Origin of the sequence: Pseudoalteromonas sp. P80D2 (assembly GCF_036680945.1) — a bacterium.
Taxonomy (GTDB): domain Bacteria; phylum Pseudomonadota; class Gammaproteobacteria; order Enterobacterales; family Alteromonadaceae; genus Pseudoalteromonas; species Pseudoalteromonas shioyasakiensis.
The window spans coordinates 43,345-56,217 of record NZ_JAZDAR010000051.1; the positions used below are offsets into that span (position 1 = coordinate 43,345).

The following is a 12,873-nucleotide window of genomic DNA, read 5'->3' on the forward strand; positions in this document are numbered from 1 at the left end:
CATTTGCAATGGTCGTTTATTATTAATTAAAGCTAAATAAAGTATTACTTACATCAAACTTTTGCTACTTCATTACTCAAACAGCTATTCGCATGAAATTAAGCCATAGGTTACAATAGAGCCAGCATTCATTCTTTTATTGGCATTATTTCATCGCATGATTAATCAAGACACAATTGCAGCACAAGCGACCGCACCAGGACGTGGTGGGGTTGGTATTATTCGCGTCTCTGGCAGCTTAGCTAAAACAGTGGCAGAACAGATTATTGGCTGTTGTCCTAAAACACGTTACGCAGACTATGTACCATTTAAGAGCTTGAGCGGTGAACAGCTTGACCAAGGTATTGCTATTTACTTCCAAGGGCCAAATTCATTTACCGGCGAAGACGTACTAGAACTACAAGGTCACGGCGGCCCTGTCGTATTAGATATGCTATTAAAAGAAATTAGCCAAATTGACGGTGTACGTTTAGCAAAACCAGGTGAGTTCTCTGAGCGCGCATTTATGAATGATAAGCTTGATTTAACTCAAGCAGAGGCAATTGCCGATTTAATTAATGCAACCAGTGAACAGGCAGCAAAAAGCGCCCTCCAATCACTGCAAGGTGAATTCTCTAAGCACATCGAAACGCTGGTGGAGAAAGTTATTCACCTACGTATGTATGTTGAAGCTGCAATTGATTTTCCTGATGAAGAAATCGACTTTTTATCAGACGGTAAAGTATCAACAGATCTCAATGCCATTATTGATCAGTTAGAGAATGTAACTCAGCAAGCTAAACAAGGTAGCATCATGCGTGAAGGTATGCGTGTTGTTATTGCGGGTCGCCCTAACGCAGGTAAATCAAGCCTACTTAATGCGTTAGCTGGCCGTGATGCTGCCATCGTTACCGAAATAGCTGGTACAACACGTGACGTATTACGCGAACATATCCACATTGATGGTATGCCACTACATATTATTGATACCGCAGGCCTGCGTGAAAGCCCAGATAAAGTAGAGCAAATTGGTATTGAACGCGCATGGGATGAAATTAACCAAGCCGATCGCGTACTATTTATGTTAGACGGCACTGATACATCAGCCACTGATCCTCATGATATTTGGCCAGAGTTTATGGCCAAGTTACCAGAGGGTATGGGTGTTACTGTGATCCGAAATAAAGCCGATATTTCCGGTGAAAATGTCGGTATGGATGAACATGAACAATATCCGGTGATCCGCTTAAGCGCTAAAAATGCAGAGGGTATAGAGTTAGTTCGTACTCACTTAAAGGCATGTATAGGTTTCCAAGGTGCCACAGAAGGTGGATTCATGGCACGCCGTCGTCACTTAGATGCACTTGATCATGCAGCCTATCATTTAAACACAGGCAAAGAGCAATTAGAGATGCATATTGCTGGTGAGATCTTGGCTGAAGAGTTACGCCTAACTCAACAGTTCTTAAATGAGATAACAGGTGAATTTACCTCTGATGACTTGCTAGGGAAAATCTTTAGTTCGTTCTGTATCGGTAAATAACAAGGTAAACCAAAGGAAACAAACATCCAATTAAAGTTAAAATACCTAATACATTCATACATTTAATAACTTTTTTATCTTTCTCTAGCTTCCTTTAGTTTCATAATATGGGCCTCGAATGGCCCACCTACTTCTTTGTTGTGGGCCACTATTGGTCCACCAAAGAGGAAGTTATTATGAAACTAACCATCGAGAAAAAATCACCTGATAGCACAGGCCGCCAACAACTACTGTTAACCAGAAATTATGGTTCTTACCTAAATGAAAATGGCAAACGAGTAAAACGCCGTAAAAGACAATCATTAGACTTGTTTATTTATGCCACTCCTAAAGACAAGTTTGAACGAGATCACAATAAAAAGACCCTAGATATTTCAGAAAAGATAAGGGCACAAGCGATTGTTGATTTAGCTAACAACAAGCATCATTTTGAAGACTCAGAAAAACAGCAAGAAAGCTTTTATAGCTACATGCAGCAAATAATTAATGACAAAGAACACACGGATAGCCCTTCAAATGTATCGCTGTGGGAATCAGCGTTAATCCATTTGCAAAAATATTGCGAGGGTAACCCTTTATCATTTGCAGACTTCGATGCTGATGTATTATTAGGGTTCAGAACATACTTAATAAAACATGCACGAACAAAATCAGATAAGCTACTTTCTTCAAATACTACATCATGCTATTTCAATAAAGTGAGAGCGGCTTTAAACAAAGCATTTCACGAAGGCATTATTCGCCGAAATCCTGTAAACGAAGTAAAAAGCATCAAGATAGAACAAAACCCTCGTAATTACTTAGAAGAGGAAGAAGTAACAGCTCTTTATAGAACAGAGTGCCGATATGATGTACTAAAGCGAGCATTCTTATTCGGATGCCTGACAGGTATGCGCTGGAGCGATATTCAAAAACTAACGTGGGATCGAATAGCTTTAAAAGAGCAACGCGCGACGTTCAGACATACGAAAACAAAACATCTCCAGTACCTTGATTTACCCGACGATGCGATCAGCTTATTAGGTTCGCAAGGAGAAGCCCATGAACGTGTTTTTAAAGGCTTAAGATACTCGAGCTATACTAACGTAGCCCTAACCCAATGGATGCTCAGAGCAGGTATTACAAAGCACATAACCTTTCACTGCGCGAGACACACATTTGCAGTCCGTATGTTAACTAATGATATCGATATCTATACGGTATCAAAGCTACTAGGCCACTCAGAGTTAAAAACAACACAAATTTACTCTGATATAGTTGAGCGTAAGCGAAAAGAGGCGATGACCACCCTACCTAGTCTATTTCAATAAAGGATATTAGGTTGGGAAATATGGGAAACTGGGAAAGTTTAATAAAAACAGTTAAATATAATTTTATTTACCTTCCCTCTTTCCCGTTTTTATTTGAAAAGCCAGTTGTATCCAGGAGGTGTGAAAGCGTCGAGTGCTTGCCACTCAGAGCGCCGCATACCTCTTGGATAACCTTCACTACGCAGAGAAAATCCAGTCAAGCTAGAAATCGCCCGCAGGGTTGCGAAGCAAGGGGGCCCCGCTTGCGGGGTTCCGATTTATGGCTTTACAGGGTTTGAAAGGAGTGGTTTTGTATAAGATAAGTAAAAAAAAGTGTAAAAGATGAACTATTATCTATTTTTAAGTGTCAAAAAAAGTGTAAAATCCACATCCAATAAATTTTATTAACAATCTGGGTAAATCAAATGAAAAAAGTTTTAGAACAAGCACCACTCGTGCATACTCTTATTCATCTAAAGTTTGCTGATTTGCCGACTCTTCAGCCAATAACTGAAGAGCTACAACAAACTCTTCATCTGAGAATGATGGAAGAAGGCTTTGCGGAAAAAATAGTGAGTAAAGCGGATATCGCTGAATGGCACTATGACAACGCAACGCAACAAATGCGACACAAAAAGCTTTCTAAGGAACGTTTGCTTTTTCGTGCATCAGGGGAGAAGGAGATAGTTGAAATCTCAGAATCCTCTATTATCTTAAAATCCACAGCATATACAACTTTTTCTGAGTTTTATGACAAGTTCCATAGAGTCTTAAAAGGGTGTATTGAACTAATTCCTAGACTGGATAGTACGTTACTTAAATCTGTTGGACTAAGGTATATTGATGTTATTGCACCAGTAGGACATTCTTCGCTTGAAGACTTTGTAAGCAGCGAGATTCAACCTCCTAAGCTTGCAAATCTTGGAAAACACTTACAAGGTCATTCATTAAAAGCAATGAAAGTTTCAGAGAATCAAGTTCTTGTGCTAAATTTTGAAGAGTTACCAACAGTTTCAAAACGAATTCATAAAGTATTACCTGATAACCTAATGGAGCCAGATGAGAAATGTGGGCTAATTATTGATGGACAAAAAGAATGGCTAGAGGTTGAATCTGAAACATATGGTATTCTAGATATAGATCACACTTATCACTTTGAAAGAAGCCCTAAGTTTGATTTATTAGAAATAAAAACTGCTACGAATATGCTGTATCAATTGGCAAGTGATGTTTTTTGGCAAACAATTACTGAAAAAGCAAAAAAAGCTTGGGGATATAAGGAAGTATAAAAATGTCGTATACATCATTAAGAAACTCTACAACAATGACTTCAATGCTTGTTGTAGGAGCAATGAGCTTCAATACTTACGGAGCTGTTGATATTGATAAAATTATTGAGTCTCAACACCAAGAGGTTTATGAATCTAATGATAAGGGCTCAGCATGGTCTTCAGTAGGCAAAAAGCTCTCAACTGTAGAAAAGCATGATTTAGTCAGCCTATCTGACATTATAAAACAAATAAAAATTGGTATCGGTTTACCAAATAAGGATGTTGCAAGAATTTTTGATGTTTCAAGACAGACTTTGCACTCATATCAAAACCAATCTTTGGAGCAAAGAGTTGCAAATACAGCAACGAGAGAAAGAGCAAAAGAGCTTCATGACATTATGTTACAGTTACAATCTAAATTTGAGTACAGCCCAGGAGCAGTTGCTAAAAACTATACGATGAATGGAAAATCATTAGTAGATTTGCTATCTGAACAAAAATTAGATCATAACAGCATATATAAATTTGCGGATAAAATTGCTGAAATATTAGTTTCTCAAAACACAAACTTATCTGAAACTAATGAAGTATCACTACGCCAATTAACAAAATCAGCATGAGAAAGTTAAATGAGTGATATGCATTCATCTGGACAAATTTTACTTCATGACAAGAGGCTTGTACAAGCCTCTTGCTTTTCTGCAAGTTTGATCTCTGATGAAACTAAGAAAAATTGGTCTAAGTCTTTCCACAAACCGGAATATAGAGATTCCTTAAAAAAAATAAAAAATAGCTCTATTTTTTTAATTCTCTCTCAAAACTGTGACATAGCGTGTAGAAATGATTCGCTTGACTCTACAGTTGAAATTGCCGTTTGCAAAAAAATTAAAGAATCTGATGTATTTCCTGGAAACTCATTTGTTAAAAGTGTTAGAAAGCTACACTTTAAAGCTGGCTCAAATTGGTATGAAGCGAATATAGAATACATATTAAGTGTTAATAAAAAAGAACTACTAAGCACTATAGAGTCTATAGATGAGTTTGAATTAATAAAATTAACCGATGAATACTCAAAATCAGTACCTGTATGGCGTTCAAATCGTTACATGCGTAGTGCTTTACCCGATAACTTTAATGATAATTTCGGGCACATTTTAGATAAACACATTGGTGAATTAGAGAAGCGAGCAATTCCGCTACATAATGAGGATTTTTCAAGCTACATTTGGGCTATTTATATACATTTAGACTCTGATGAAGAGAAAGCTAATTACAATTTTAGGCTTTTTGCCTTACTAAGGGATGAAACACCTGATAATGTCATTCCTGACATCCAAGATATACTTGAAAGTATAGCTGAAGAATTGGAAGAACAAGCTGGGTATACTGATGATAGTGATATTTATGCTGGTAGAGCAAAATCAACCTATGTTTCCTACCTTACTCAATTCGTTCGTCTAAATTTAGATAATCATTCACTGTCAAATGGTGACAATAAAATAAAGCCTACAGAATAAGTCGTCCCTACTCGAAAGAGGTAGGGACGACTCGCAGAGTCGCCCGTCGAGGCCACTGCTCATGATGCCTCGATACCCAATCCGCCTTGAAAAATTGCAGGGCCAGAAGAGGGATGGAGATTTGAGCGCGTCAAAAAGGTGTTGCAATCTCTGATCACTGTGATAATTTTATTTATGAACTAGCTCGAAATGAGCACAAAGAAAAAGGGCGTATTCACTGCCCGCAACACGTTCCTGAGGATCTGCATTCGCAGCATTATGGGTCACACGACCACCCCACTATAAACAACACAAATATAAACCACGGTAGTTCGCGCTGTATTTCAACAGAAATCACACGGCTCAGCTTTGTTGCTTTAGACCAGTTAGCCTTTATGTCTTTCGACAATATGCTCGGTTACGCACCGTTCATATGGCTTTAAAACTTACCTATTTTGGCATTTCGCCCCCTGGTCTTCGGTTTGGTGTTTTTCTCAATACTTTCAAAATTACTTTTTAAATTTATGAGGAACATGAAATGAGCCAATTAGGATATCGACTTCACCAAATGGTAAACGACACACACCGCGAAAGTAGCTTTAGCACTAGAGCTACCCGTAGCAAAGTATTAAACCTTGCGGCAGCACAACTACTTAGCCATGGTTATAGATTAAGAGATCCATCAGGTCTTAAAACCAAACATATCAATCACCTTGTAACGCGTTGGCAAGATGAAGGTTTAGCACCAAAAACGATTAAAAACAGAATGGCCGCCTTACGTTGGATTGCCGAAAAAATTGGTAAACCTAATATCTGTTCACGCAGCAATGATGATTACGGCATTCCAAGAGTTCGCAACAACCCTATTGGCAAGTCAAAAACGTTAGACATGGATAAGCATGCCAAGATCAAAAGTGACTTAATCAAGCTTTCCCTGCGTTTGCAGCAAGAGTTTGGGCTTAGAAAAGAGGAGTGTATGAAATTTAGCTTATCTTATGCTTTGATAGATGCTAACACTCTGCAAATAAAAGGCTCATGGGCTAAAGGTGGTAAATACCGCAAAATTCCGATCTTAAAAGAATCTCAACGACAGCTCATACGTGATATTGCTGTCGTTACCAAAGGCGCACTAATTGAACCTGAGCGAATGTATGTGGATCAAATGCGCGAGTATGACAGAGAAACTGTTCGTGTAGGATTAAATAAAAATCACGGATTACGTCACCATTACGCAAGGGAGCGTTATTTAGAGCTTACAGGTTGGAAATGCCCTGCCGACGGCGGCCCGCATAGAAGAGAGCTCTCGCCAACCGATTATGAACACGATACTAAAGTCCGTGAACAAATTAGCCAAGAGTTAGGTCATGAACGTTTAAAGATAACCTATGCTTACTTGGGAAGTTAAAATTAGGCATGCCTAATTTTGAATGGGCGAATACACTAACATCGCCCTAGTTTATTGATCTACTAACCCTCAGTTTTTACATCCGTTTTTATCGCAATTGATTTTAGAGTGGGAGTCTACCCAATGGGTAGCTTCCTTTTTAGTATCAAAACCACATCCTGTTGTTCCACCTTTACTTCCTTTGTGAACAATTCCAGTTGGCACATGTTTAACAGCCATAATTCTACTCCATCAGATTGATTTAAAAATTAACGCTTATAAGTTAAGCATTAATAGGATGGCAATTATTGAGCAAAAAGCTAGTTATTTATTCTTATTTTTTGAAAAAGTAAAAGTATAGATTTTGAATAATTTACTATAACCACATGAAAGTTATTGTTTTTAGTGTTTCAATTTTTAACGTGTGAGACATCTTCCATATTGATTTAAAAGGATTTATTGGCTTAACTAAAAGCAAGCTCAATTATCAACCAAATTAGGCATGCCTAATTTTAGGAGTCTCCTATGTGGAAAAAAGCGTTAAAAGTAACAGGGTTGGTGGCATTAGGCGTTGTTGATGTTTTGCTATCAGTTTCTGAAGAAAATGATCAGCTAGATGAATTGGATGATGGTATGGGTAACATTATAGCTGATGGTGAAGAGATGACTCGCGCAGAAGCTGAAGACGCTAAAGCGCGTGGCGAGCTCTACGATACCTATCTGTAAATTAGGCATGCCTAATTTTAAAGGGGGAAATGATGACAAATAAAGAGCTTTGGCCATTTAAGTCTGTATACGATGAGCTGAAGATCCGCTTAGCTGGTATCGAGGATGAGTGTGAGCCATTAGGTTTAGAGCTTAATCTTCGCAATGAAACGGAAGAAGAGATGTTCGTTGCTTTAACCACACAAAAAGCGTTTGCATTTGATGTTATGAATGAACATGACGATATTTGGGATATTCGACTGGAGCCCTTTTCCACGTTTAAAAGTCGCAGCGATCAGGTTTTCTTTCCTTTCACAGGCCTTAACCCAACTAAACGGTTGAAGATTAGTAACTGGATTTTAGAACTTTGCAATTGGGAAGGTAATATCTACTTGGGTAATACGAAACATTAAGGTGTACTTATGACTGATTATGATTGTTTTCAAATGTGGGTGTTAATGGTGCTTGCTATACGCGCTACCCGACACTACGACAAACTTAAGCATGATTTATTTGACGCAATTAAAAAGGGGAAAATATAGCTATGGCTCCTTTACTAACTGGGTGTGCTCTAATTCTAACGACAGTGATATTTTTTGCTGTTCTATTCCATTTTAAGGTTAAAAGATAATACTCAACCCTATAGTTAATACTTTTTTATTATAAAAATAAATTAGGCATGCCTAATTCTACCCTGCTAGAGCATACATTTTAGCCTTTAACTCCGTACCCAAAAAAAACCCGCTTTCACTAACCCCCCCTTTTCAGGGAATTAAGAGTTGCCTTCGTGGTTGAATTGGTTTTGAGAAAACAACCGAAACCAATAGAAAGCAAAAGGTAACCTATATCATGTATGAATTAAGAGATTCAGGTTTATTTTACACCCCAACAGCTGACTCGGAACCGAGGTTCTTGTGTGGCCCAATTCAAGTGCTTGGCATTTCAAGAGGAGGTAACAGTACTCGAGACTACGGCTTGCTTGTTGAGTGGAAAAACTTAGACGGTATTTGCATACGCAAGCTGATACCACGACGCCACATAATTAATGATCAAGGTAAAATGTTAAAAGAATTGCTTGTAGATACAGGCCTTGCACTATCAAGTCGTAAAGGTATATGGGACCCAATAACATCTTACCTGATTCAAGCAAGGCCAGAGAAAAGATATAAAAGCTCGACTCAAACAGGCTGGCTTAATAATAGCTTTGTCACGCCCAGCTGGTGTGTAAGTAATGGAGCAGAACAAGTTATTTACTCAGGCACAAAAGAAGCTGACTTTTTAAGTTCCGCAGGTACTTTATCTAGTTGGCAGAAAGAGGTTGGTAGTCTCTGTATAAATAACCCATTACTTGCATTTACTGTTTGCACTGGCTTATGTGCCCCTCTACTTCACTGGTTAAATTGGCCTAGTTGTGGTGTTCACCTGTTTGGTAAGTCCAAAGTATCTAAAACAACGATCTTAATCATGGCTGCAAGCTTGTACTCAGGTACTGACTTCTATTATGCATGGAGAAGCACCGCTAATGGGTTAGAAGCAATAGCGGTTGAACACAATAACTTACTGCTTTGCTTAGATGAACTGCATCAGGTTGACCCTGAGGTGGTAGACCAATCCATTTATACAATAGCTAATGGAATGTCAAAATCACGCAGTAATAAAGATGGCTCCCAAAGTCAGCGAAAAAAGTGGCGACTTATTTTTTTAAGTACAGGAGAAATGGGACTTGAAGAAAAACTTTCATCAATACACAAAGGCGTAAAAGCAGGTCAAGAAATCCGCTTCTTAGAAGTACCAGCCCAAAGGCAGTATGGTGCCTATGACGATCTTTATGGTCATAACAACATGAATGACTTTTCTGAATCTATTTGGAAAGCCGTTAACGAAAATCATGGCACTGTTATGCCAAAATGGGTTGAATACTTAAGCACTATTGACGATCTCCCTACTCTTTTAAATCGCAATATCAAAGCAATGTTAACCCATTGGGAAATAACAAAAGAAAATAATGGCAATCAGGTTATTGAAGCAGCAAAAAGATTTGCGTTACATGGTGTGAGTGGTGAATTAGCGGCTTCAGCTGGGCTTATGCCTTGGCCTAAAGGCCTTGCTGAAAAAAGCGCAAAAGAAGCATTTGATGCTTGGCTCGAAATACGTGGCTCTTCTAGTGATTCAGAAGATGACAAGTTAATAAAACAATTACCCTATGCATTAAAACTTTGGCGTCGAAAATTATTACCTGAAGGTAAGTTTTTAGGTGATAACTACGGCTACGCAATAGAAAAAGATGGTCAGCTTGCTTGGTTCGTAACTCGTGATGCATTTATGGAAGGCTTAAAGGTTAGTTATAGAAATGATATTTCTCATACGATTAAATTAATGTGTAAAAATCATTGGTTGGAAAGCCGTGAAGGTCGAGGAACATTCAAGAAAGTAATCGCAGGAGGGCCACCTGGTGGTCGCTACTTTAAAGTGCTACCACAACAAATTGTGGCTGATTTAGCTTTAGATGAAGCACTTTCCCAAGTTTATTTCCCAACTTAACGTTATGAATAAATTTAATTTTCCCAAAATTCCCGTTTTCCCAAAAGATTTAAGAGAGTAGACCATGAACGTGAGCAATAATGACAGACCAAGTAATGTTGAAAAGATGACTTTACTAGAAAAAGTACAGATAAAAAGCTATCTAAGTACTGTATCCAATCTTACCGTAGATGAATGTGTGATCTATACGGGGTTAGCTAAAAGCTATATTTATAAACTCACTCACGCAGGGATCATCCCTCATTCAAAGCCTAATGGCAGAAGAATCATTTTTAATCGATTAGAACTAGATGACTGGCTATTTAGTAATAAGGTTGAAAGTGGTGATGATCTGAATGATTTCATCAAACACGCGGCAAAAGCACTTAACAGAAAAGCATCTATAAACTATCGATGATTAAACTTGGTGATCGGGCTTACTTTCCTTTAGTTTACTTGCACGATATTTTCTAATGCGAAAGTGGGCCACCACAGACCCACCTAGAAAATATAAACCTACTGTTTTTATTGGTTTTTTCACTTATTGTATCGGTAAATAAATTCCGGTCATCAATATTATAAAAAAGAGTCGCAAGACTCTTTTTTGTATTTAGTCCAGTAAGCAATTATCGGTTCAGGGCCGAAACCAGCCAGTAATTAACCTCATATCAATTAGTCTAGCGATGTCATTAAACGGAGGACATCATGGACAAATATCAACTCTTTCACCAATTACACCACCAGCATAGGGGCTTTGTACTTGCTAATGCGTGGGATCTTAGTTCAGCACAATTCATCCAAGCTGCGGGAGCTAAAGCCGTCGCAACAACTAGCTGGGGAATTGCAGCCAGTTTAGGATTAGCTGATGGTGAAAACATCCCTTTTAAAACTCAATTAGCGCTGGTTAAAAGCTTAACCGAACACCTTTATATTCCACTCTCTGTGGATATAGAGTCAGGCTACAGTAACGATCCGCTGCAAATTAGCGAAAACGTTTTAGCGTTAGCAAGATTAGGAGTTGTAGGCATCAACATAGAGGACTCAGATAAAGACACTAACGCACTGAGATCTATCGAACAGCAATGCACTATTATTAGTGAAATAAAGAAAGTACTTAACGAAAATGGCTTCGGTGGTTTATTTATAAACGCCAGAACCGATACCTACTTTGTTAGTGACTCCCCTTTTCAAGCAACATTAAAGCGAGCAAAAGCGTATCAAAATGCAGGTGCAGACGGTCTGTTTGTGCCCGGCTTAACTAACATAGAGCACATAACCAGCTTAGCTAACACAGTAGATATGCCATTAAATGTTATGGCAATGAGCAATTTTAACTCAGCAAAAGCCGCTTTCGCTGGTGGTGCAAAACGGTTTTCATTGGGTAATTCACTCTATGATCTAGTCGGTAATACAATAAAAACCAGTTTAACTCAGATCGAAAACTAACTTAGCGAGCTAAAAAATTAGATCAAAACAGCTTTTAAGATCGAATCTAGCTAAAAATGTTATCCACATTTGGGGCTTTTTTAGATCTAAAGGCTGATTTGATCATAAAAAAACGCGGAAATTTGAATTTATTTTCATACAACAGCCCTTTTTGATAACTAATTTTCTTAAAAACAGCCTTTATTAGCGCTTATTTAAGTTTTTTCCGATCTATTTTATTGATCGCAAATTGCAAACCGATCGTTATCAACAAGCGATCTATCCACAAAACGATCATACTCACTATTTTTATCAGATCTGAAAAATTAAGCGCTTACACATAATTAAAGATCAACAACTTAGCAAAGTTATACAGTTTCCAATATTTAGCTTGATCAGAACTTTCCCCAAATTTATTAACAGCTTGATCAAAGGGTTTAATTTATGAATAAATATAAAAAACTATTAAAAACAGTAGATTATAAAAAGTATTAAATTAAAGCTGTCATTTTAAGCAGAAAAACTTATTCAGATCGTAATTCAACGCTTTACTCACACCCTAACTTAGTTATCATGTGGCCACTTATTTCTATACATGATCAATCACATGCAATCAGTAAATATCATCGTTGGCAGCCAAATGGGATCTGCAGAATACGTGGCTGAGCAACTAGCAGAAGCCCTTGAACAACAAGGGATCCAAGTCCAGCTTCATGAACAGCCTGTATTTGATGATATTGATCAGCAAGATACTATTTGGTTGTTATGTACTTCTACATACGGCGCGGGAGACTACCCAGAGAACCTACTGCCATTTGTTGAGTCTATTAACCAACAGGCTGATCTTAAAGGATTAAACTACAGTGTGATCGGATTAGGTGACACTAGTTACGACACCTATAACTATGCAGGCCGTAATCTAGATGAGTTATTAGCTAATAAAGGCGCAAACCGCGTGGCAGAACGCTTAGAGCTAAATATTCTTGATGAAGCATTGCCAGAAGACACGGCATTAGCCTGGTTACCAAGCTGGATCGAATCAGCAGGGCTCAATTAAGCCGATCGGCGTTGATCGTTGTTATAAAAGTTACCCACAATTTACTGATAATTTAGATCGTATTGTGGATAAACACTGATCTAACTGCGATTTTAACCTAGTTTATCCCTTGGATAAGATCCAATCGATATTGCCCTGTGTATAAATAGCCCTTTTGATCAAAGCTTTTACGCGGGAAGATCCGATCATATTAACACCTTTAGG

Annotated in this window: 13 protein-coding genes; 12 read left to right on the plus strand and 1 reads right to left on the minus strand. The window is 38.1% G+C overall.

What is annotated here, in order from left to right; translation table 11 throughout:
• Window positions 1-157: 157 nt before the first annotated feature.
• The 6 genes from mnmE (at window position 158) to VRK28_RS15810 (ending at window position 6,983) form a co-directional block, all read left to right on the plus strand.
• Window positions 158-1,522 (plus strand): tRNA uridine-5-carboxymethylaminomethyl(34) synthesis GTPase MnmE, encoded by a 1,365-nt coding sequence (mnmE, locus tag VRK28_RS15785; RefSeq protein ID WP_332394131.1) that lies wholly within the window; start codon window positions 158-160, stop codon window positions 1,520-1,522.
• Between the two features lie 176 nt (window positions 1,523-1,698).
• Window positions 1,699-2,832, plus strand: a complete 1,134-nt coding sequence (locus VRK28_RS15790) for a tyrosine-type recombinase/integrase (RefSeq protein ID WP_332394132.1) — start codon at window positions 1,699-1,701, stop codon at window positions 2,830-2,832.
• Between the two features lie 404 nt (window positions 2,833-3,236).
• Window positions 3,237-4,100, plus strand: a complete 864-nt coding sequence (locus VRK28_RS15795) for a TIGR04255 family protein (RefSeq protein ID WP_332394133.1) — start codon at window positions 3,237-3,239, stop codon at window positions 4,098-4,100.
• A gap of 2 nt (window positions 4,101-4,102) precedes the next feature.
• On the plus strand, window positions 4,103-4,702 hold the full coding sequence (locus tag VRK28_RS15800; RefSeq protein ID WP_332394135.1) for a hypothetical protein: 600 nt from the start codon (window positions 4,103-4,105) through the stop codon (window positions 4,700-4,702).
• A 9-nt stretch (window positions 4,703-4,711) separates the two neighbouring features.
• A complete protein-coding gene (locus VRK28_RS15805; protein WP_332394136.1) occupies window positions 4,712-5,599 on the plus strand; it encodes a hypothetical protein in 888 nt (295 codons plus the stop codon).
• A gap of 517 nt (window positions 5,600-6,116) precedes the next feature.
• Window positions 6,117-6,983 (plus strand): phage integrase N-terminal domain-containing protein, encoded by an 867-nt coding sequence (locus VRK28_RS15810; RefSeq protein WP_290219148.1) that lies wholly within the window; start codon window positions 6,117-6,119, stop codon window positions 6,981-6,983.
• A gap of 69 nt (window positions 6,984-7,052) precedes the next feature.
• Here VRK28_RS15810 and VRK28_RS15815 read toward each other — a convergent pair whose 3' ends face one another.
• Window positions 7,053-7,202: a hypothetical protein gene (locus VRK28_RS15815; RefSeq protein ID WP_006793968.1), complete on the minus strand. Its 150-nt coding sequence runs from the start codon at window positions 7,200-7,202 to the stop codon at window positions 7,053-7,055.
• Between the two features lie 285 nt (window positions 7,203-7,487).
• Here VRK28_RS15815 and VRK28_RS15820 point away from each other — a divergent pair, with 285 nt between their 5' ends.
• The 6 genes from VRK28_RS15820 to mioC all read left to right on the plus strand — a co-directional run bounded on the left by VRK28_RS15820 (window position 7,488) and on the right by mioC (window position 12,669).
• Window positions 7,488-7,688 carry a hypothetical protein gene (locus VRK28_RS15820; RefSeq protein WP_024601501.1) on the plus strand — a complete coding sequence of 67 codons (201 nt, stop codon included), beginning with the start codon at window positions 7,488-7,490 and terminating at the stop codon, window positions 7,686-7,688.
• Window positions 7,689-7,717: 29 nt separating this feature from the next.
• Window positions 7,718-8,080 (plus strand): hypothetical protein, encoded by a 363-nt coding sequence (locus VRK28_RS15825; protein ID WP_332394137.1) that lies wholly within the window; start codon window positions 7,718-7,720, stop codon window positions 8,078-8,080.
• Window positions 8,081-8,516: 436 nt separating this feature from the next.
• Complete coding sequence (locus tag VRK28_RS15830) at window positions 8,517-10,208, plus strand: DUF927 domain-containing protein (protein ID WP_332394138.1); 1,692 nt, start codon at window positions 8,517-8,519, stop codon at window positions 10,206-10,208.
• Window positions 10,209-10,272: 64 nt separating this feature from the next.
• A complete protein-coding gene (locus VRK28_RS15835; protein WP_332394139.1) occupies window positions 10,273-10,605 on the plus strand; it encodes an excisionase family DNA-binding protein in 333 nt (110 codons plus the stop codon).
• 287 nt (window positions 10,606-10,892) lie between these two features.
• Window positions 10,893-11,633 carry an isocitrate lyase/PEP mutase family protein gene (locus tag VRK28_RS15840; RefSeq protein ID WP_332394140.1) on the plus strand — a complete coding sequence of 247 codons (741 nt, stop codon included), beginning with the start codon at window positions 10,893-10,895 and terminating at the stop codon, window positions 11,631-11,633.
• Between the two features lie 586 nt (window positions 11,634-12,219).
• The gene (gene mioC / locus VRK28_RS15845) at window positions 12,220-12,669 is read left to right on the plus strand and encodes an FMN-binding protein MioC (protein ID WP_054554800.1); all 450 of its coding nucleotides are present in this window, start codon (window positions 12,220-12,222) and stop codon (window positions 12,667-12,669) included.
• Window positions 12,670-12,873 lie beyond the last annotated feature (204 nt).